Source organism: Pseudomonas sp. B19125, from assembly GCF_044218855.1.
GTDB classification, from domain to species: Bacteria; Pseudomonadota; Gammaproteobacteria; order Pseudomonadales; family Pseudomonadaceae; genus Aquipseudomonas; species Aquipseudomonas edaphica.
Map to the genome: position 1 here is coordinate 1,167,046 of NZ_CP162589.1, position 20,321 is coordinate 1,187,366.

Genomic DNA, 20,321 nt, shown 5'->3' on the forward strand with positions numbered 1-20,321 from the left:
AACCTATTGATCTTTATCAGCGATAATTCAGCTTAAGCGTCTGTAGGAACCTGCTGTTACAATGACGCCCTCTGTGAAATCTGAAATCAGGAGCACACGGTGCCCGTCGTTTTCGTCGCCGCTTCCAAGCTGCCTACCCCTTTTGCCACGTTCACCATGAACGGCTTTCTCGAAGAGGCCACTGGCCGCGAGCACGTTGTGCTCAGCCTGGGTGATATCGCCGACGGCGCGCCGGTGCTCGGCCGCGTGCATTCCGAATGCCTGACCGGCGACGCCTTGTTCAGCCAGCGCTGCGACTGCGGCTCGCAACTGGAAGCGGCGATGCGCGCCATTGCCCGTGAAGGCCGTGGTGTGCTGCTGTACTTGCGTCAGGAAGGCCGTGGCATTGGCCTGATGAACAAGATTCGCGCCTACGAGCTGCAAGATGGTGGCGCCGATACCGTCGAAGCCAACGAGCGCCTGGGTTTTGCCGCCGACCAGCGCGACTACGCGATCTGCCTGCCGATGCTGGAGCATTTGGGCGTCAAATCCCTGCGCCTGATGACCAACAACCCGCGCAAAGTCAAAGCCTTGACCGAGATGGGCATCACCGTGGCCGAGCGCGTGCCGCTGCACACCGGGCAAAACCCGCACAACAAGCTCTACCTGGCCACCAAAGCCAGCAAGCTCGACCACATGATGGGTAACGAGCATCAGGGCGAGGTCGACCGCGCGTGACCCGTGGCCAGGTAAAACGGCGACTGTCCTTCAACTGGTGGCAGTACCTGGCCCTGGCATTGCTCCCGCTGTTCGTGCTTAACCTGGTGTTCGGGCAAGCCCAATCCCTGCTTCCTGTGTTGGCCATGCCGCTCTTTATTGCCGGCGTGGCCTCGATGTTTCTGAGCCTGCGTTATTTTCATGGCTATAAACACGCACTGATCGCCACTTCCAAAGCTCTCGATACGCCCGAAGAACCGGCTGCGTGGATTACCCTCGCGGCCCGTCGGCGTGCGGCTTTGTTGGTAGCCGCACTGCCGGCCTGGATCGGCGCGTTGGCCGTGTTCGTCGGCCTGGAAGCGGTGCCGCTGTGCCTGCTGGCGCTGTCGACACTGGTGCTGTTCTATCTCTATCGCATCCCGCGTCAGCTGGGATGATGCGTGTTTGGCTGTCGCTTCTGGTGCTGGCATTCAGTGCCCAGGCGATTGCGGTTGAACGCGTCGTCAGCCTGGCGCCGTCTCTCTCCGAAATCGTGGTCGAACTGGGCGCCGCCGACTTGCTGGTGGGCGTGCTCGATGGCGGCGAGCGCCCGGCGGCATTGGCGCAGGTACCGTCGGTTGGGCAATACGGCCAACTGAATATGGAGCGCTTGCTCAGCCTCAAGCCCGACCTCATTCTGCTCTGGCCCGGCAGTGTTGGCCCGGCCCAGCGCGAGCAATTGCAGCGCCTGAATATCCCGGTTTATGTGGCTGAACCCCATAGCCTTGAACAGCTGACGGCCCAGGTACAAGCCATCGCTCAACAATTGGGCCGCGAAGCGGCGGGGCGCACGCTGGCCGCGCAGTTACGCCAACGCTTGGCCGAACTGCGCCAACGCTATCAGCGCGCCGAACCGTTACGTGTGTTTTATCAGGTATGGAACCAGCCGCTGTACACCGTGGGCGGCGGGCAGATCATCAGTGATGCCTTGGAGGTATGTGGTGCACGCAACGTGTTTGCCGACCTCAAGCTGCCCGCGCCGCAGGTCAGCGTCGAGTCAGTGTTGCAGCGCAATCCCCAGCTGATCCTGGCGGGTGATCAGGCGCAACTCGACGAGTGGAAGGCCTGGCCTCAGATCGCGGCGGTGGCTGAAGGTCGTTTGCAGGTCGTGCCCGACAAGGGGCTGGAGCGGCCCAGCGGGCAGATGGTTGAGGCCATCGCGAAGCTCTGTCAGGCAATGGCTGCCCAGCGCTGAGAGTCGCTGTGTTTTCGTCTGCTGCGGTGCGATTAGTCTGTCAAAACCATCGGATTTTGCCTGGCGATCTACCCGCCTAGGAGTGCTAGTTTCGCGGCTCTCCCATTCGAGCTGATCAAGGACACATCATGCGTTATCTATTGGCGATGGCCGGCGCCGCTTTCGCATTGGCGCTTATAAGCGGGTGCGATATTTCCCAAAGACTTTCCGAACTGAGGACCTTTGGTAATCATCCGGTGGTGGACAGGACCGCAACGGTGGACAGCACCCAGCAAGACCTCCTCACTATCCAGAAGCCTGCGAAAATCACCTCGATCCGTGGCGGCACCTCCCAGTGCTTTGATTACGCGTTGGAGCGCGATGGTAAAAGAGCCGATTATTTCGTCTCGTTCACCTCCCACGGTTGGGCAAATGCCTGGGGCTACTCAACGTGCAGCAAGCAGGTGGCAGCAGGCGGCCTGACGTCTAACGAGCGGATCAAGAGGCAGTACTGACCATTGATAGTGCGCGCTGGCGTTACAGTTCCGGCGTCCAGGTCACTCCAAACAACAGCGCCCGGCCTTCTTCCCGGTAGCCGTATTGTTGGCCTTGATACTGATACAGCGCCCGGCTGTAGTCTTTGTTCAGCAGGTTATCGACCTTCATGTTCAATGTTACTTCACGGTTCACCGCCCAACTGGCGCGAAGCCCCAGCAACCCGTAACCACCCAACCGTTGCTGGTTTTTCGGGTCATCGTAGCTGCTGCTTACCGCTTGCCAGCTGGCGCCGACGCCAAACTGATCGAATTGGCGATCCAGATCCAGGCTCACCGTGCGTCTGGCGCGGCGGGCCAATGTGCGGCCAGTGTCGCGGTCGCGTGGGTCAATCATCGCCAGCCCAAGGCTGCCTTGCCAACCGAACAATTCTTGCTTGAGCGCTGCTTCGAAGCCATTGATGCGGGCCGAGCTGACGTTTTGTGGGCCGTCGCTGCCGAACACGATGGCGTCCTGAATATCGGTGCGGTACAGCGATGCCTCCAGGCGACTGGTGTCGCTGAGCTGGCTGCGCCATTGCAGTTCATAGCTTTTGGAGGTTTCGGGTTTCAGGTTTGGGTTGGCGTTTTTGAAGCCGTATTCGTCCGGGTAATAAAGGTCGTTGAAGGTCGGTGCGCGGAAGCCTTCGCTGTAACTGAACAACAGATCGTTATCCGGGTTTACCGGCAGGGTCAGGGTGCCGCTCCAGCTGTTGTGACCGCCGAATTGTTGGTTCTGGTCGCGGCGCAGGCCCAGCTCGGTGGAAAAATACTGTGCTTCAAAGCGGTGCTGGATAAACGCGGCGCGGTTCCAGCGGCTGTCTTCGGCGAGCACCGTACTGCTGTTGACCCGGTCTTCGTACCAGTCGCCGCCCAGGATCAGGCTGTTCTGATCATTGAGGGTCAAGTCGTTCTGCCAGGTCAGCGAGTCGCGGTAGGTGTTGAACACACTGCGGTCGTCGCTGAGTTTATCCAGGGTTTTTTCGCGGTTTTCGCTGTGACCCAGCTCCAGGCGAGACTTCCACGCATCGTTGAGGCGCGCGTCGACATAGCTGCTGACGCTGCTGACGGTGAAGTCTGTATAGGGTTTTTGCTGGAAGCTCTGGTAGGTGAGCGAATCATAGCGACCAAAAGGGTTGTCGAATTCGCTTTTGCCACGGTTATCCAGCACATTCACGCCAGCGTCGATGTCATCGGTGAAAGCATGGCTCAGGCTGAAACTGATGGCTTGGTTGCGATAGGCATCGTGGTCGCCATCGCTCGGGTACGACGTGCGTGTGCGGTTGATCCCCGCCGTGTCATCCAGACTGGCGCCAAGGCTGAAGCGGGTTTGCTGGTCGCCGCCGGACAGTCCCAGGCTGCGCTCCCACGTCTGATTGCTGCCAAAGCCCACGTGCAGGCGCGGTTGCAGGCCCGAGTCGGTGTTGCGCCGGGTGAAGATCTGAATCACCCCGCCAATCGCATCGCTGCCGTAGATCGCCGAGCGCGAACCGCGCAACACTTCTACGCGCTCGATCTGGTCGATGTTGAGGTATTGCAGGTTGCTGGTGCCGGTGGTGGAGCTGCTGATGCGCTGACCATCCACCAACACCAGGCTCTGGGCGGTGGACGTGCCGCGCACATACACGTTGGTCACGCTGCCACGGCCACCACTTTGCGCCACCTGCACACCGGGCACACGGCTGAGCAAGTCGCTCACGCTGGAGGGCTGCAAGCGGTCGATGTCGTCGCGGGTAAACACGCTGTTGGCGGCGCTGCTGTCGTTACGCGCCTGCACCTGGCGGTTGGCACTGATCACCACGTCGGAGAGTTTGAGGGCGTCGTCGCGCTCGAAGCTGTCGGCCAGCACGGCAGTGGCGGGGAGCAGCAGCAGGGGCAGGGCAAAGCGAAGGCGATTCATGGGCTGTCCATAGCATTGAGCAGCAATACAAAAACAATGTGGGAGCTGGCTTGCCTGCGATGCGGTCACCTCGGTTTTTCAGTAAGACCGAGGTGATGCTATCGCAGGCAAGCCAGCTCCCACATGTTATGAGTGTTTTACAGGCCGAGCAGCGCCATGCGCGCGCGCACCGAAGCCTCGATCCCGGCCTCATCCAGGCCACATTCGGCCAGCATCTGCGCCGGTTTGGCGTGTTCCACATACACATCCGGCAAGCCCAGGTGCAGCACCGACTTGAGGATGTTCTCCCGCGCCAGGAACTCACTGACTGCCGCACCTGCGCCACCCATAATGGCGTTTTCTTCGACGGTCACCAGCAGCTCGTGGCTGGCGGCGATTTCACGCACTAAGGTCTCATCCAGCGGTTTGACGAAGCGCATGTCGACCACGGTAGCGTCGATTTTCTCGGCGACCTTCAGGGCTTCGGCCACTTGCACGCCGAACACCAGAAACGCGACCTTGCTGCCCTGGCGGCGCACGATGCCTTTGCCAATCTCGATCGGCTCGAGGTTTTTCTCGATTACTGCATTTGGGCCGTTGCCGCGCGGGTAGCGCACGGCAGCCGGGCCGTTGTACAGGTGGCCGGTGCTGAGCATCTTGCGCAGCTCGTTTTCGTCGCTCGGGGTCATCACCAGCATGCCGGGGATGCAGCGCAGGTAGGACAAATCGAAGCTGCCGGCGTGAGTCGGGCCGTCTTCGCCGACCAAACCTGCGCGGTCGATGGCGAACAGCACGTCGAGGTTCTGCACCGCCACATCGTGAACAAGCTGGTCATAGCCGCGTTGCAGGAAGGTGGAGTAAATCGCGACCACCGGCTTGGCGCCTTCACAGGCCATGCCGGCGGCGAAGGTCACCGCGTGTTGCTCGGCAATTGCCACGTCGAAGTAGCGCAGTGGGAAACGCTCGCTGAACGCCACCAGGTCGGAGCCTTCCTTCATCGCCGGGGTGATACCCACCAGGCGCGGGTCGGCGGCGGCCATGTCGCACAGCCATTCGCCAAACACGCCGGAATACTTCGGCCCGCTGGCTTTTTTCGGCGCAGCGGCGGGCGCATCCACGGGTTCGAGCTTGGTGATGGCGTGGTAACCAATCGGGTCGACTTCTGCCGGAGCGAAGCCTTTGCCTTTTTTGGTGACGATATGCAGGAACTGCGGGCCCTTGAGGTCACGCATATTGCGCAGCGTGGCGATCAGGGTCGGCAGGTCATGGCCGTCGATCGGGCCGATGTAATTCCAGCCCAGCTCTTCAAACAGGGTGCCGGGCACCAGCATGCCCTTGGCATATTCTTCGGTACGCCGGGCAATTTCCCACGCGCCGGGCAGGCGCGAGAGCACCTTCTTGCTGCCTTCGCGCATGCTGGCGTAGGTGCGGCTTGAAAGGATTTTTGCCAGGTAATTGGACAGGCCACCCACATTGCGCGAAATCGACATGTCGTTGTCGTTGAGGATCACCAACATGTTGGCGTCCACTTCCGGCGCGTGGTTCAGTGCTTCAAAGGCCATGCCGGCGGTCAGCGCACCATCACCAATCACCGCAATCGCCTTGCGGTCGCTGCCTTGCAGGCGGGCGGCAATTGCCATGCCCAGCGCGGCGCTGATGGAGGTGCTGGAGTGGCCGACGCCAAAGGTGTCGTACTCGCTCTCGGAGCGGCGCGGGAAGGCGGCCAGGCCGTCCTTCTGGCGCAGGCTGCCCATGCGCTCGCGGCGGCCCGTGAGGATTTTATGCGGATACGCCTGATGGCCCACGTCCCACACCAGCCGGTCGTCCGGGGTGTCGAACACGTAGTGCAAGGCGATGGTCAGCTCGATGACGCCCAGCCCGGCACCGAAATGCCCACCGGTCTGGCCGACCGTGTAGAGCAATTCCAGGCGCAACTCATCGGCCAGGGTTTCCAGCTCGGCTTCACCCAGTCGACGCAGGCCAACCGGCGTGACAGCACGGTCGAGCAGGGGCGTGGACGGGCGCTTGCGGGGAATCTCTTGAAACGTCGTGGGCATCAGGCGAATCGTTATAGGTATAGAAGAGGCGGCAGTTTACCTCAAGCGGTGCAAACTGCCCACGCAGGGCGCCGAACTTGGCCGATATGCGGCGCGAAAGGCCGCGGTTATCAGTGGCGGCGTTCGACGATATACCGCGCCAGGTCGCGCAGTGGCTCGGCCGCCGCGTCGAAAGGTCGCAGGGCGTCCAGGGCCTGGTCGCGCAGTTCCAGGGCGTAAGCCTTGGCGGCATCAAGGCCCAGCAATGCTGGATAAGTCGGTTTGTCCCGGGCGATATCCGCGCCTTGGCGTTTGCCCAGGGTGGCAGTGTCACTTTCCACGTCGAGAATGTCGTCCTGCACCTGAAACGCCAGGCCGATGGCCCGGGAGTAAGTCTGCAGGGCCGCCAATTGCGCAGCTTCGGCGCGGCCACTGGCCAGGGCGCCCAAGTGTACGGCGGCTTCGATCAGCGCGCCGGTCTTGTGACGGTGCATATGTTCGAGGGCTTTTTGGTCGAGCTTGAGGCTGACCGAACCCATGTCGATGGCCTGCCCGCCGACCATACCGGCCGGGCCTGCGGCCAAGGCCAGGGCCGTGACCATGCGCAGGCTGATCTCGGCATTCACGCTGTTCAGGCGTGGGTCCAGCAAGGCGCTGAACGCCAGGCTCTGCAAGCCGTCACCGGCGAGGATCGCGTAGGCTTCGTCAAAGGCTTTATGGGTGGTGGGCTGGCCGCGACGCAGATCGTCATCGTCCATGGCCGGTAAATCGTCATGCACCAGGGAATAGGCATGAATCAGCTCAACCGCACACGCCGCGCCATTGGCGTGCTCGGCCGGCGCACCCAGGGCTTCACAGGCCGCATACGCCAGCAGCGGGCGCACACGCTTGCCGCCATTCATCACGCTGTAGCGCATGGCTTCATACAAGCGCTTCATCTCCGGGCCTGGCGCTACGAACAAAGGTTCGAGTGCCGCATTGACCCGGGCCTGGCTGCTGGCCTGATACGCATCGATCATTCGGGCTGTTCCGCATCGAAAGGTTCTTCGGCCAACTCCCCGTCGCGCTCCAGCAACACCTGCACCTTCTGCTCTGCCTGCGCCAACGCGCTCTGGCAGTCGCGCGTCAGGCCGATGCCTTGCTCAAACGCCGTCAACGAGTCTTCCAGCGACAACTCGCCGTTCTCCAGACGCTCAACCAGGGTTTGCAGGTCGGCGAGGGATTGTTCGAAATCGAGTGCAACTTTTTTGCGGGCCATGGCGGCTAATCCGGTAGACGGTAAACCGGCGCGACACTAGCAGACATGGGGATTCTGGGCAAATGAGCGGGGCTGTCACTGGTCTGCCGTTGAGCCGAATAAAATGCTTATTCGGCTCATTTCGTGAGCCGATTAGGCATTTTATTCGGCTCAGCGCATACCGCAGTATTGCCCCTGTGCGTCCTTGAGCTGCGCTTCAAATGCCATCAACCCGGCCTGCATTTTCTGCAGCCCGGCAATCTGCCCGGCCAGTTCGCACTTCTTGCTGGCGATGGCCTGGTCTGCCCTTTCCCAAGGCAACGCATCGCCCTCGTGCCCGTGCAAAATACCCTGCAACTCCTTGAGCTTGAACCCCAATTGCTGCGCGCATTTGATCAGCGTCAGCAACTCGACACTCTGCGCCGAGTAAACTCGATAACGCCCCGCACGCTGTGGCGCTGGCAGCAGGCCAATCGCTTCATAATGACGAATCGCCTTGATGGTCGTGCCCGACAACTGCGCGGCTTTGCCGATGTACATGAAAACTCCTTTTTTCAAATAGTGCGCCGACCTGTTTCAGCCACGTGTCGCGCTGCGTTGCGGTTGATCCCAGTACAGGTCCGAACATCAGCGTCTTGGTCGGCTTGATGCCGCAAAAGGCCAGGGTCGTGCTGCGCATCTGATGAATCCCCGGCATGCGATAGACCCAGCGGTAATACCACGTCGGCGTGTCCAGGGTCACCAACAAATGGGCGGTGCGGCCCTGCAGCAGCTTATCCGGGAAAGCCTTGCCCTTACGGTATTTGAAGGCAAAGCCGGGTAGGAAAATACGGTCGATGAAGCCTTTCATCAATGCCGGGATGCCGCCCCACCAGATCGGGAAAACCCACGCCAGATGAGTCGCCCAGAGGATATCGGCTTGGGCGCTGAGCAAATCGGGTTCCAAGGCTTGGGGCAGGGCATAGCCGTTATGCAGGACCGGGTCGAAAGCCAGTTCGCCTAGCCGCAGGACGCGTACCTCGTGGCCGGCGATTGTAGCCGCGTGGATGTAGGTATCAGCGACGGCTGAGCAAAAACTGGTGCTGGAGGGGTGGCCGAGAATGAGCAGGATGCGCTGAGTCATGGTGCCGAAGCCTGAAAGTGGGCCTTTCAGGGTAGGGTGTGCTGTATAGGGGAGAGTCAAGGCACGGCCCAGCAATGTGTCGATTTGCAAAGGCCAGCAGGACGTTTCTGTGATCTGTGCAAGGCCCTTCCTGAAGCGCTCGCGGCCCCTTGTGACGGTAAAAACCACTGACTAGCCTGTGCCTCTCCAGTCAAGAGTGAAGCGGGCATGAGCGAAACCTCCATCGGCTTGATCACGCCTCCTGTGGGCTACAGCGACTGGTTGAGCGACCTTAAACTGCGCATCCATACGGCCCAGCAGCGAGCAACGCTGGCGGTGAACCGCGAACTGGTGCTGCTTTACTGGCAGATCGGCCACGATATTCTGACCCGCCAGGCCGCGCAGGGTTGGGGCAGCAAGGTGGTTGATCGCCTTGCCCAAGACTTGCGCGCGGCCTTCCCCAAGATGAAGGGCTTTTCGCCGCGCAACCTCAAATATATGCGCGCTTTTGCCGAGGCGTGGCCGAATGCCGAATTTGTGCAACAGGCTGCTGCACAATTGCCGTGGGGCCACAATGTGGTGCTTCTAGACAAACTCCCCGGCCCCGAAACGCGCCGGTGGTACATCGCCCAGGCAATTGAACACAACTGGTCACGTAGCACGCTCGTGATGCAAATCGAGCATCGCCTGCTGGAGCGCAGTGGCAAGGCCGTCAGCAATTTTGAACACCATTTGCCCAAGCCCCAATCCGACCTGGCGCGCGAATCGCTCAAGGATCCTTATCGCTTCGACTTCCTCAGCCTGGCTTTGGATGCGCAGGAGCGCGATATAGAAAACGCGTTAATCAAGCACGTCACCGACTTCCTGCTTGAGCTGGGCGCCGGTTTCGCCTTTGTCGGCCAGCAGGTATTACTGGATGTAGGCGGTGATGAGTTTTTCGTCGACCTGTTGTTCTATCACCTGAAGCTGCGCTGCTACGTGGTGATCGAACTCAAGACAGGCAAATTCAAGCCCGAACACCTCGGCAAGCTGAGTTTTTACCTGTCGGCAGTGGATGCCCAGCTTAAACACCCACAGGACGGGCCCACCATCGGCCTGTTGTTGTGCAAGAGCAAAAATGAAGTGGTGGCTGAATACGCATTGCGCGACAACAACCGGCCGATCGGCGTGGCGGAGTATCAGTTGGTGGAGTCATTACCGGCAGAGCTACAAACCAGTTTGCCAAGCATTGAGCAGATTGAGCGGGAGCTGGCGGGTTAGGTGCGTTTAACCGTTACAGCCTGCCGTTCAGGCAGGCTGCAACCGTTGAGTGGATAAAATCATGCCCTTTCCTGCTTGCCCGCATCCATGTCCGTGCTGCCCCAGGGCCGCCAGTCATCGGTATGCCGTTCACTGCCATGGGGGCCGCTGGAGCTGGTGCCGCCGGCCAGGAATTTTTCCCATAGGTTCTTGCTGTCGGGGTCGCTGTCCTTGTGCAGGTAGGGTGCCAGCCGCGTCAGGGAGCTGCCTTTTTTGTCTTCGGTTTCCTTGAAGTGTTTCCATTCGTCCGACTGGTACTCGAACATCGATTTGTCGTCCGGCGTGTCGCGACCGCCGTACATATAGGTGGCATAACGCGCGTATTCGAGCTTGTCGCCCCAGTCGTCCTTGGTCACGCCGGCAGCGGCGAGGTCTTTGAAGAACTTGCCTTGGGAGTCGGTGAGCTTTTGCATTTTGGCATGCTCGACCGCCTCTGCGATCAAGGTGCCTGCCACCCCGAAGATCACACCGGCCACGGCGAAAACCGGGCCAGCAATACGGGCGCCGATGGCGAGCCCGCGTACCACGGTGGCGGCAACATCACCGGCCAGTTTGCCAGCCAGGTGAGCGCCTTTGGGGGCGAACATCGCGATGGTATTGGCAATGGCCATACCGGTACCGGATGCACCCCCGCCCAGGGTGAAGGCTGCGTCGGTTTTTTCCAGTGCGGTCTTGGCATTTTTGAGTTTGCGTGCGCCGGAAACGATGTCCATCACCCCGCCGGTCAAATCCAGGCCGGCACCGCCCATAAAGCGCAGGAACGAGCGCCCGGAGGCGATCGCAATCTCGGATTTTGACGCCGGAGAACCTTTGCCGGGAATGTCCTTGACGCCCATGTGTTCGCCAAGGGACTTGGCGGCGTTGTCGTACTCCTTGACCTCATCGGCCGACAGGTTGCCCACGTCGAGTTTCTTGAGGGTTTCGGACGACTCTTTAACCTGGGTGCTGATGGAGGCAGCCAGTGCGTCGGATTTTTCGGTGGCTTTCTTGCCCCAGATATCCGGCAGGTTCTCGTCGATCAGCCCCAGCCATTCAGTAGCTTTGATTTTTGCCGGGCCTTTGCCGTCTTTATCCACGTCAGGTTCATAGGGTTTAGTGCCTCCCAGGGTTTCCACAATGTTCGAACCGAACTTGAGGAAGTCGTTAGTAAAGCTCAAGCCGGCGACCAAGTCTTTGGCTGCGGCGATTTTCTGGTCGTCGGTCATGTTGCCGCCGCCATTGGCAAGCTGCAGGGCGCCGCTGACCAGGTTCATGGTGCCCGCCATGGCACTCAGCCCGCCGGTGGAACTGGCGGTGTGCAACACCGTCTTCAGGGAGCCGGCGGCCGCCTCGCGTTTGTCGCCCAAGCCCTTCAACTGGGTGTCGACCACCTTGTCGATGGCTTTCGGGTCGCCGCTGGCGGCTGCGAGACGAATGGCCGCTGCGATCTGTTTGTTTTCGGCCGGCGTCAGCCCTTTGATATGGCCGTCGAGGATGTCGATCTCATCCTTCATCTTTTTGTACATGTCGTAGGTTTTGTCGCCCTTGTCCAGGCCACCGAGGACGGCGTTGATACCGCCCTTGATCATCGTGAACGAGGCTTTCAACCCACTTTCGGCATTTTCCGGCGAAACCTTGTCGGGGTTCTCCATGTAGGTGTTGAGCTGGTGCGTCATCATGTTCTGGTCAAATGTCTGACGGCGTGCGGTGTAACTGTCCGGTTCGAGGATGCGCAGCGATTCAAAATAACGGTCTACGTCTAACTCGGCCATTTCGGATTTCTTTGGGTCGCCAGAGTCATTCATGGCAATTACATAGTCTTCGAAGTTCAAGTTGGCATCACGCGTGCCGTCTTTGAACAATGCCGGGAACACTTGCTCGCGAACTTCATTCAAGCGATCTTGCGACAAGCTGCCGACACTGTTCTTAAGTTCTACGTCGTAACGGTCTTTAATGCCTTCTTTGCCCATGAGTGTGGAAATTTCTTTGGCGAGTTTGTCCTCGTCGACCATCTCCTTGACGTCCTTGCCGTTCAACTTGGTCGGGCTCTTATCCGTTTCACGGTAAGTGCCGCTGCCCAGGTTGATACTCTCGGCGTAGCCGTACAGGTCATAGCCACTGTCGAGTGCGGCCTGGGCGTCCATCAGCTTGACGATCTTGGCTTCATCCGAGTCCTCGGTCAGCTTGCCGCTCTTGATGTCATCGCGGATGCCCTGCACAAAGTTCTCGGCCGTCTGGCCGCCCACGGTTTTGTCGTTGGGCAGCTCCATGTCCATCAGCCCTTCGGCGCCGAAGGTGGGGATGTTGTATTTGTCGCGCAGGGCCTGCACGTCCTGTGGCTCATCGGGTGGCGCGGCCTTGTCGGTGTGCGTCGCGTCCTTGACGTGCATCAGGTCGCCCTTGAGGCTTGAGTAGCCGTACTTGCCGAAATCCTGCAAGCGGCCGGCCTCGGTGCCGTGCCGGGCTTCTTTGTCTTTGGTGAAGCCATCAATGCTGTCGTTGTCTTTGTTACGCGCGTCATAACCGGTCAGCAACTTGCCGTTTTCATCGATGCTCACTACATGTTCCAACACCTGGGTGGCGCGGTACGCGGCGTCGGCGTCGGTCTCGAAGTCGCCCACTTGCTTCTTGAGGTTGTCCTTCACATCGCTCTGGTTTCCGAGGTTTTTCAGCAGGGGCGTGGCGTCGATAATCTCCTGGGCCGAACGCGTGTCACCGTCGGGGCGTTTCTGCTTGTCGCCCAGGTCCGACTTGACCACTTCGCCGCGCAGGCTCGAATACCCGTACTTGCCAAAGTCCTGCAAACGGCCCGCCTCGGTGCCATGCCGGGCTTCGCCGTCCTTGGTGAAACCGTCGATGCTGTGGTTGCCGACCTCCTTGCCATCGGTGAGCTTGCCGTCTTCGTCGATGTATTCCACGTGCTCCAGCACCTTGGACGCGCGATAGGCGGCATCCGCATCTTTATCAAAATCACCGACCTGCTTTTTAAGGTTGTCCTTCACCCCGCTTTGATTGCCCAGTTGGGCAAGCAGGGGCGTGTCATCGATGATTTGCTGTGCCGAGCGGTTGTCACCTTCGGGGCGTTTCTGGCCTTTGCCCAACTCATCTTTGGGCGCGACGGCGGCTTTTTTTACGGACTTTTCCCAGGCAGCGACAGAGCTCTTATTAGTGACCGCGGCGTCCTTTGGGGTCGTTTCTACCTTCGCTACCATGGTTACTCTCCTGATGTAAGTGTGGCCCGGCTATTTTTAAAGCGCGCGGGGCCGTACAACTTCCTGGTTAACTACCCGAGGCTGTTTATTTGATAACAAGAGGGCGGCCTTAGTTGGGTGGCCGCTGTGTATGAGTGCTGTGAATCGCAACGTCACGGAACTACGTCACGGAACTACGTTACGGAACTACGTTACGGAACTTAGCACGGAGTTTTGGCTGATTCGTAACGCCTTCACAACAATTCACAACGCCAAGGTGATTTCGGAACATTTATGCAGTAAGGCCGGTGCCCGAAAAAAAGCCCGGTGGGCACGGTGCGCTTGCGCTAGAGCGTGGCGAGGCAAGTGTGGGCGCGCCAACAACGGCATTTAACCGTTCATCAGGTTGGAACAATCGAGCCTCAGCCTTGAGCGATGGGCGCTGCTGGGTGGTGCGGGAAAAAGTGAGACAAAAAATCTCACGCGTGAGCTATTGAGCCTGGCGGAAATTGCCTGTAGATTTTCTCACGCGTGAGATTTTCACAACGAGGCCAGTACCATGAAAAGCAGCTCTCCATCGAGCCCGCCCGCAGAGCCCGATACCGATTCAGCAAGCCGCAAGGGAGAGCGCTTGAAACCGCCGGTTAAAAAGCCGTCGAGCTTTTACATGAAGCAGATGCGCGCGGGGCTGGCGGCCGCCGGTTATGTGAAACACGAGACTTGGGTGCTTCCCGAAAACCGAAGCCTGCTCAAGCAAATGGAGAAACAGCTTCGCCAACCGATTCTGGCTGGCTCATTCATGTCGGAGAATTTCATGAGCGCAGGTACCAACTGGAACATCGACCGCCTCTTCAGCGCGCTGCAAGCCCTGGACGAAGTGGTCGCCAAAGACATTACGCTTTCTCTGGTTCAAGGTTCCGAGTCCAGCATCAAACTGGAAATGAACGACTTCGGGGGCTTGCCGATTTACATCGCGGTGGTGGGCGAGCAGATCATCGTCGATACCGTGCTGGTCGACGTCGAGTCCATCAACGACGTAACCGCCTTCAATGACGCCGTGCTGCGCAGCCGGGAGATGTTCCCGCTGTCGTCGATCGGTATCGAGTCCATGCCGAACGGGCAGGTTGTTTACAACATGTTTGGTGCGCTGAGTTCCGACTCCAGCCTGACCAACATCGTGACCGAGGTGAAAACCCTGGTCGATAACGTGCAGCGCGCCAGCGAAGCCTTCGAACGTTTCTTCAATTAAGTATTCGGGAGTATCCAATGACTCAGTCCATCTGGAGCAAATTGTTCACCGCGCTGCGTGGCGGTGCCAGCGAAGTCGGCGAATCGATCGTCGACCAACAGGCCCTGCGCATCCTTGATCAAGAAATTCGCGACGCCGACACAGCATTGGCCAACGCCAAGCGTGAGCTGGTGAGCATCATGGCCAAGCACAAGCTGGCAGCGGATCGCGTAGGCGAGTACGACGCCAAGATCAAAGACCTGGAATCCAAGGCGATGGCCGCTATCCAGGCCAACCGTGAAGACCTGGCCCTGGAAGTGGCCGAAGCCATTTCGACCCTGACCAACGAGCGCGACGCCGAGCAAAAGCAGACCGCCGAGTTCGGTGGCTACGCCGACAGCATGCGCAAGGACATCACCAAGGCCGAAAGCCGGATCAAAAGCCTGCGCCAGCAAGTGGACATGGCCAAGGCCCGCGAAAGCGTGCAAAAGGCCCAGGTCAGCGCGTCCGTCGCCAGCGGCGGCGCCAACGGCAAGCTGGAAACCGCCGTCGGTACACTTAACCGCCTGCAAGCCAAGCAGCAGCAACGTGCCGCTGAGCTGCAAGCCCAGGATGAACTGGCCGAGGCATCGACCGGTACTGACCTGGAACGCAAACTGCGCGAAGCCGGCATCACCCCGGACACCGGCAGCGCTAATGCGATTCTGGAGCGTCTGAAGCAAAAGTCGGCCGAGTAGCGCTTCCACTGCCCGACCCGTGGCGAGGGAGCTTGCTCCCGCTGGACTGCGTAGCAGTCCCATTTTTAGGGCCGCTGCGCAGCCCAGCGGGAGCAAGCTCCCTCGCCACAGTGAGCGTGTTCTTTCTTAGCGGGCGGGCATTGACTGTGCCCTTTTTACGTCGAGGTCAGGATGGACGCCCTGAAGGGTTTCAAGACAATCGCAGGCCTGGCCGTGTTCATGGTCGCGCTGCAACTGCTCAATGTCGCCACCGGTTACAGCCTCATGGCATTCGGGCTGATCCCGAGGACCGTGCAGGGCCTGTTCGGCATCCTCACCTCACCGTTTCTGCACGCCTCCTTTGCCCACCTGAGCGCAAACCTGATTGCGTTTGTGGTGCTGGGCACCCTGGTCATGGCCGAAGGGCTCAACCGTTTCATAACCGTCAGCGCGATTATTATCCTGCTGGGCGGTTCGCTGGTCTGGCTGTTCGGGTTTACCGGCGTACACGTCGGTGCCAGCGGCTGGGTCTTTGGGCTATGGGCCTACCTCTTGTCGCGCGCCTGGTTCCACAGGAGCTGGAGCAACCTGTTAATCGCCGGTGTGGTGGCGGTGTTTTATGGCGGGTTGATCATGGGGTTTGTGCCGCGCCAGGGGATTTCCTTCGAAGGGCATCTGTTTGGTGCGCTCGCCGGCTTTATTGCTGCCAAGGTACTTCTCTCAACACCGCGCAGCAGGTTTAATGCCGGGTGAACGCACTTGCGCCTACCGACGCTGAGGCGATGGCGTCAGGAATCAAATACCCAGGGAGTCAGGGGCGACATGTCGAATTTTCTTGTGTGGCGCTCGGGCGTCATCTTCCGCTTTTATTGTTTCTCATCTATTCCCTTCTCTATCGCTTCCACCCACCTCAAGGAACTCTCCAATGGGATGGTTTAAACAGTTGATGGGGCTTGAGGCCCCACAAACGAATGCCGAGTCAATATCGCCGCTGCCGACCACCGGCCCGCTAGGCCTGGCGCCCGGCAAAGGCGTGATGTTCGACACCACCCTGAAATTGTTGCTCGATGGGAAAACCTCGGTGGTGATCCCCGGCTCCCAGGAAGTCTGGGCCAACGGCACCGTTGACCTCGGGCAATCGACCTGGCTGTCGCGCTACTACATGAACGACGAAGATTACTGGCTGCAGGTGCACACCACCGGCGAAGTCGCCGGGCAGGTCGAGTCGGTGATCCTGTTCAATTACTTGAGCTACGTCACCCTCAGCAGCGAAGCGGAACTGCGTCGGCTGGCAGGCCCACAAAGCCTGATCGGGCTACCGACTTACACCCACAACGGCGTCGAATACACCCGTGTTTGGGGCAGCGAAGCCGGCCAGACCGAACTGGTGGCGATGAGCGAGCGCGTAATAAACCCGGAAGACGCCTACAACGTCGAGCACCGTTCGATGCTGTACGCCCGCGACACCGGGCTGACCGATCGCCGCGAGTTCCTGCTGTTTTCCGTCGAAGAAGATGCCGAGGGTGGCATCAGCCTGAGCACGTCGCTGGGCATTTCGCTGTACACAACCGACCTGACTGCGCTCTAAAAAAGGAAGCCATCCATGCTAGAAGCTCTCTCCATCTCCCTGAACAAAGCGGCTGTGCTCGGCTTTGTCATCTACATCCTGGGGGCTGCGGTGCTGTTCGCGCTGTTCCAGTTCATCTACACCCGCATCACTCCGCACAAGGAGTTCGAACTGATCCGCGCCGGCAACGTTTCGGCGTCGGTCGCCCTGGGCGGCGCGATCATTGGCTTCGCTATTCCGGCCAGCAATGTGATTGCCTACTCCATCAGCCTGCTGGATTTTGTCGTCTGGTCGGTGATCGCCGCCGTCGTCCAGTTGCTGGCGTTTCTGCTGACCAGCCTGGTGCTCAAAGGCACGTCCGAGCGCATCAAGAATGGCGAAGTTGCGGCCGGCATCTACGTGGCCGCCGTGGCTATCAGCGTCGGCATGCTGAACGCCGCGTGCATGACGCCCACCCAGTACTGATTGCGCACGGAGCTCTCGATGAAACGAAGCAAGTACGTCCAGCTGTCGCTGGCAGCGTCGGTCGCCATGGCGATATCCGGCTGCGGGCCGACCGAAAAAACCTACGATTTGCAGAAGAAGTACAACTTCCAGTCGGTACAGCAGTGCGCCGATGAAAAGCTGCCGGTCGACGTCTGCTCCGACGCCTACATGACCGCTATGGCCGAGCACCGCCGCATCGCGCCGGTGTACGACAGCCAGACCGATTGCGATGCCGACTTTGTCGCCGACTGGTGCCAGCAAGACTCCTCCGGCAAGTTCATCCCAAGGCTGGGCGGTTTCGAACTGACCGCCGAAGGCCAGGTGACCCAATCCCAGGTCGATGCGGCCAATGCCCAAGTCGCCGGTTCGCAAGCCAACAGCGGTGGCTCAGGTTTCTCCACCAGCAGCCTGCTGACCGGCCTGTTGATCGGCAACATGCTCAGCAACAATCGCAACAGCTACCGCTCCGAGCCGGTGTACCGCTACCGCGATGATCGTGGCAATTACGGCAACTCGACGCTCAACCAGCGTGTCTCCAACGGGGCGACCTTTGGCCGTTCCAACCAGGCCCGATACGGCAGCAGCAACTACTCCAACACGCTGCGCTCCTCCAGCAAGCCGGTGAACGTCGCGTCGTCCACCTCCCGTGGCGGCTTCGGCAGCAAAGCCAGCGCCCGTAGCGGCTGGGGCGGCGGCGGGTCGAGCAGTTAAGGAAGCCAGTTCATGAAGAAGATCCACTGCGCAGAACGCCATGACTGGAAACAAACCGCCGACAGCCTCGGCTTCCTGTTCCACACCATCGACGGCGAACCCTACTGGGACGAAAGCGCGTACTACCAGTTCACGCTCCAGCAAATCGAGCGCGACCTCGAAGACCCGACCACCGAGATCCATGACATGTGCATGGACCTCGTGGCCCGCGTGGTGCAGAACGAGGAACTGCTGGAACGCCTGAGCATTCCCGCGCCGTTCTTCGACATGATCCGCACTTCATGGCTCGAAGGCCACCCGCACCTGTACGGGCGCATGGACTTCTCCTACAACGGCAGCGGGCCAGCCAAACTGCTCGAGCTCAACTACGACACACCCACCAGCCTCTATGAAGCGGCGGCGTTTCAATGGGGCTGGCTGGAGCAATGCATCGAACGCGGCCTGCTGCCCAAGCACGCCGACCAGTTCAACAGCATCGACACCAAGCTGCATCAAGCCTTCGCCCAATTGCAGCTCAACCAGCCGTTCTACTTCGCCTCGATGAAAGACTCGATCGAAGACAAAGGCACCACCGACTACCTGCGCCTGGTCGCCGAAAAAGTTGGTATCGAATCCCGCCACATCGACATCGAAGACATCGGCCTCACCAGCGAAGGCCGCTTCGTCGACCTTGAGGATCGCTGGATTCCCCACCTGTTCAAACTGCACGCCTGGGAGTTCATCTTCCACGAACCCTTCGGCGCCGCGATTGCCCAGAGCGACACCCAGTTCTTCGAGCCCGCGTGGAAAGCCATCCTCTCCAACAAAGGCATCCTGCCGCTGCTGTGGGAGTTCAATAAAGGCCACCCGAACCTGCTTGCCTCCCACCTGGACCCCGACCCCGGCAAAGCCGTGCCAAAGGGCTGGGTGCGCAAACCGTTCTTCTCCCGCGAAGGCGCCAACATCGAACTGCAAACCGACGACGGCCTGATCGTAAAAGAAGACGGCCCCTACACGGACGCGCCGTTTATTCTTCAGGAATTTGCGCCGCTGCCGAGGTTTGGCGACAGCTACACACTGATCGGCTCCTGGGTCATCGCTGACCAAGCCGCAGGCATCGGCGTGCGCGAAGACAACAGCCTGATCACCAAGGACTCAAGCCGGTTTCTACCGCACCTGATTCTCGACTGAGCCACCCCAATTGCAACGCAGCAAAGCCCAAATGTGGGAGCGGGCTTGCCCGCGATGACGGTATGTCAGCCACCGAATGTAGTGACTGATTCACCGCCATCGCGGGCAAGCCCGCTCCCACAGGTTAAAGCCGCTCAACCTCACCCCTGACGCGCTGCCAGCACCGAATAGCTGTTCATCAAGTTCCGATAGTTAGGAATCCGCTGCGACAACAAATTCCCCAGCCCCTCGATATCGTTGCGCCAGTCACCCTGCAACTCACACGCCACCGAAAACCAATTCATCATCTGCGCCCCCGCTTGCACCATCCGGCTCCACGCCGCCTGCTGCACCGTCGTATTAAACGTGCCCGACGCATCCGTCACCACAAACACCTCAAACCCCTCCGCCAGCGCCGACAACGTCGGGAACGTCACACACACATCCGTCACCACACCCGCAATGACAATCTGCTTACGCCCAGTCGCCTTGACCGCCTTGACGAAATCCTCGTTGTCCCACGCATTGATCTGACCAGGGCGAGCGATGTACGGCGCCTGCGGGAACATCTCCTTCAACTCCGGCACCAACGGGCCGTTAGGGCCTTGCTCGAAACTGGTGGTGAGAATGGTCGGCAAGTTGAAGAACTTGGCGACGTCCGCCAGGGCCAGCACGTTGTTCTTGAACTCGTTGGGGGAGAAGTCCTGTACCAGCGAGATCAGGCCGGTTTGGTGGTCGATCAGCAGAACAATGGCGTCGTCTTTGTTCAAGCGGCTGAGGGTTGGCGTGCTCATGGTTGAAGTCCTTTTTTGGTTGGGTTGGTTTGGCGTTGCGTTCAACATGGGCACAGATTAATGGGTGTGTTGGACGTGATAAATCGGCTGGCATGTGTTTTACCGTCAACTTAAAAAGGACAATCAAACTGACGGAACAAACACGGGGACTTTTTGGCCGCTCGGCGTGGGCGCAAACGCCACCTTGAGCCGTTGCCCGATGCGCAAGCGGTGCGCAGCCTCACACTGGATGACCGACAACATCGTTGGCCCTTCGTCGAGCGTCACGTAGGCAATGCAATGCACGTCGTCTGCGCGCCCGCTATAGCTGAAGCTGTACAAGGTGGCGCCACCGCTGGCGACGATCCAATCGGTTGCGGTGCTGCCGGTGAACGGGCTGTGATCGCGAGGGTAGTAGTAGGCCTTGCCGGTGTCCAGGCAACGGCGTAGCAACAGTTGGTCTTGATTGGCGGCAGCCCAGAAGGGCGCACTTTCCGCGGTGATGTGCGGTGAGGTCAGTGGCATA

Annotated in this window: 21 protein-coding genes; 12 read left to right on the forward strand and 9 right to left on the reverse strand. The window is 59.8% G+C overall.

What is annotated here, in order from left to right; genetic code table 11:
• Window positions 1-99 precede the first annotated feature (99 nt).
• From ribA to AB4P96_RS05340, 4 genes are all read left to right on the forward strand, one after another.
• Complete coding sequence (gene ribA, locus AB4P96_RS05325) at window positions 100-717, forward strand: GTP cyclohydrolase II (protein WP_017135999.1); 618 nt, start codon at window positions 100-102, stop codon at window positions 715-717.
• A complete protein-coding gene (locus tag AB4P96_RS05330; protein ID WP_099547556.1) occupies window positions 714-1,133 on the forward strand; it encodes a nuclear FMR1 interacting 1 family protein in 420 nt (139 codons plus the stop codon). Before ribA ends, AB4P96_RS05330 begins: the two co-directional genes overlap by 4 nt.
• Entirely contained in the window at window positions 1,130-1,930 is an 801-nt protein-coding gene (locus tag AB4P96_RS05335; RefSeq protein ID WP_138451027.1) for a cobalamin-binding protein, read from the forward strand. Before AB4P96_RS05330 ends, AB4P96_RS05335 begins: the two co-directional genes overlap by 4 nt.
• 128 nt (window positions 1,931-2,058) lie before the next feature.
• Window positions 2,059-2,424: a hypothetical protein gene (locus tag AB4P96_RS05340; protein ID WP_395600566.1), complete on the forward strand. Its 366-nt coding sequence runs from the start codon at window positions 2,059-2,061 to the stop codon at window positions 2,422-2,424.
• A 22-nt stretch (window positions 2,425-2,446) separates the two neighbouring features.
• Here AB4P96_RS05340 and AB4P96_RS05345 read toward each other — a convergent pair whose 3' ends face one another.
• The 6 genes from AB4P96_RS05345 to AB4P96_RS05370 form a co-directional block, all read right to left on the reverse strand.
• On the reverse strand, window positions 2,447-4,342 hold the full coding sequence (locus AB4P96_RS05345; RefSeq protein WP_395600567.1) for a TonB-dependent receptor domain-containing protein: 1,896 nt from the start codon (window positions 4,340-4,342) through the stop codon (window positions 2,447-2,449).
• Window positions 4,343-4,479: 137 nt separating this feature from the next.
• Window positions 4,480-6,378, reverse strand: a complete 1,899-nt coding sequence (gene dxs, locus AB4P96_RS05350) for a 1-deoxy-D-xylulose-5-phosphate synthase (protein WP_017136004.1) — start codon at window positions 6,376-6,378, stop codon at window positions 4,480-4,482.
• Window positions 6,379-6,488: 110 nt separating this feature from the next.
• The gene (locus AB4P96_RS05355; RefSeq protein ID WP_170038034.1) at window positions 6,489-7,376 is read right to left on the reverse strand and encodes a polyprenyl synthetase family protein; all 888 of its coding nucleotides are present in this window, start codon (window positions 7,374-7,376) and stop codon (window positions 6,489-6,491) included.
• The gene (locus tag AB4P96_RS05360; RefSeq protein ID WP_003176346.1) at window positions 7,373-7,615 is read right to left on the reverse strand and encodes an exodeoxyribonuclease VII small subunit; all 243 of its coding nucleotides are present in this window, start codon (window positions 7,613-7,615) and stop codon (window positions 7,373-7,375) included. Before AB4P96_RS05360 ends, AB4P96_RS05355 begins: the two co-directional genes overlap by 4 nt.
• Before the next feature lie 150 nt (window positions 7,616-7,765).
• Complete coding sequence (locus AB4P96_RS05365; protein ID WP_017136005.1) at window positions 7,766-8,134, reverse strand: MerR family transcriptional regulator; 369 nt, start codon at window positions 8,132-8,134, stop codon at window positions 7,766-7,768.
• A complete protein-coding gene (locus AB4P96_RS05370) occupies window positions 8,073-8,717 on the reverse strand; it encodes an NAD(P)H-dependent oxidoreductase (protein ID WP_026013600.1) in 645 nt (214 codons plus the stop codon). Before AB4P96_RS05370 ends, AB4P96_RS05365 begins: the two co-directional genes overlap by 62 nt.
• 207 nt (window positions 8,718-8,924) lie before the next feature.
• On the opposite strand from AB4P96_RS05370, the gene AB4P96_RS05375 reads away from it, so the two are divergent.
• Window positions 8,925-9,956 (forward strand): YhcG family protein, encoded by a 1,032-nt coding sequence (locus tag AB4P96_RS05375; RefSeq protein WP_236460126.1) that lies wholly within the window; start codon window positions 8,925-8,927, stop codon window positions 9,954-9,956.
• A gap of 59 nt (window positions 9,957-10,015) precedes the next feature.
• On the opposite strand, the gene AB4P96_RS05380 is transcribed toward AB4P96_RS05375, so the two are convergent.
• Complete coding sequence (locus tag AB4P96_RS05380) at window positions 10,016-13,186, reverse strand: hypothetical protein (RefSeq protein WP_395600568.1); 3,171 nt, start codon at window positions 13,184-13,186, stop codon at window positions 10,016-10,018.
• 646 nt (window positions 13,187-13,832) lie between these two features.
• Here AB4P96_RS05380 and AB4P96_RS05385 point away from each other — a divergent pair.
• From AB4P96_RS05385 to AB4P96_RS05415, 7 genes are all read left to right on the forward strand, one after another.
• Entirely contained in the window at window positions 13,833-14,414 is a 582-nt protein-coding gene (locus AB4P96_RS05385) for a YjfI family protein (RefSeq protein WP_032865490.1), read from the forward strand.
• Between the two features lie 17 nt (window positions 14,415-14,431).
• The gene (locus AB4P96_RS05390; RefSeq protein ID WP_017136010.1) at window positions 14,432-15,130 is read left to right on the forward strand and encodes a PspA/IM30 family protein; all 699 of its coding nucleotides are present in this window, start codon (window positions 14,432-14,434) and stop codon (window positions 15,128-15,130) included.
• Between the two features lie 171 nt (window positions 15,131-15,301).
• A complete protein-coding gene (locus AB4P96_RS05395) occupies window positions 15,302-15,862 on the forward strand; it encodes a rhomboid family intramembrane serine protease (protein WP_017136011.1) in 561 nt (186 codons plus the stop codon).
• A gap of 172 nt (window positions 15,863-16,034) precedes the next feature.
• Window positions 16,035-16,697 (forward strand): DUF2491 family protein, encoded by a 663-nt coding sequence (locus AB4P96_RS05400; RefSeq protein WP_099547566.1) that lies wholly within the window; start codon window positions 16,035-16,037, stop codon window positions 16,695-16,697.
• 15 nt (window positions 16,698-16,712) lie between these two features.
• Window positions 16,713-17,141, forward strand: coding sequence for a DUF350 domain-containing protein (locus AB4P96_RS05405; RefSeq protein WP_017136013.1), 429 nt, complete (start codon window positions 16,713-16,715; stop codon window positions 17,139-17,141).
• Window positions 17,142-17,159: 18 nt separating this feature from the next.
• Window positions 17,160-17,873, forward strand: coding sequence for a DUF1190 domain-containing protein (locus tag AB4P96_RS05410; protein WP_017136014.1), 714 nt, complete (start codon window positions 17,160-17,162; stop codon window positions 17,871-17,873).
• 12 nt (window positions 17,874-17,885) lie between these two features.
• A complete protein-coding gene (locus AB4P96_RS05415) occupies window positions 17,886-19,043 on the forward strand; it encodes a glutathionylspermidine synthase family protein (RefSeq protein ID WP_099547567.1) in 1,158 nt (385 codons plus the stop codon).
• A 140-nt stretch (window positions 19,044-19,183) separates the two neighbouring features.
• Here AB4P96_RS05415 and ycaC read toward each other — a convergent pair whose 3' ends face one another.
• Entirely contained in the window at window positions 19,184-19,816 is a 633-nt protein-coding gene (gene ycaC / locus AB4P96_RS05420) for an isochorismate family cysteine hydrolase YcaC (RefSeq protein WP_099547568.1), read from the reverse strand.
• 123 nt (window positions 19,817-19,939) lie between these two features.
• A complete protein-coding gene (locus tag AB4P96_RS05425; RefSeq protein ID WP_017136017.1) occupies window positions 19,940-20,320 on the reverse strand; it encodes a Zn-ribbon domain-containing OB-fold protein in 381 nt (126 codons plus the stop codon).
• Between the last annotated feature and the right edge of the window lies 1 nt (window position 20,321).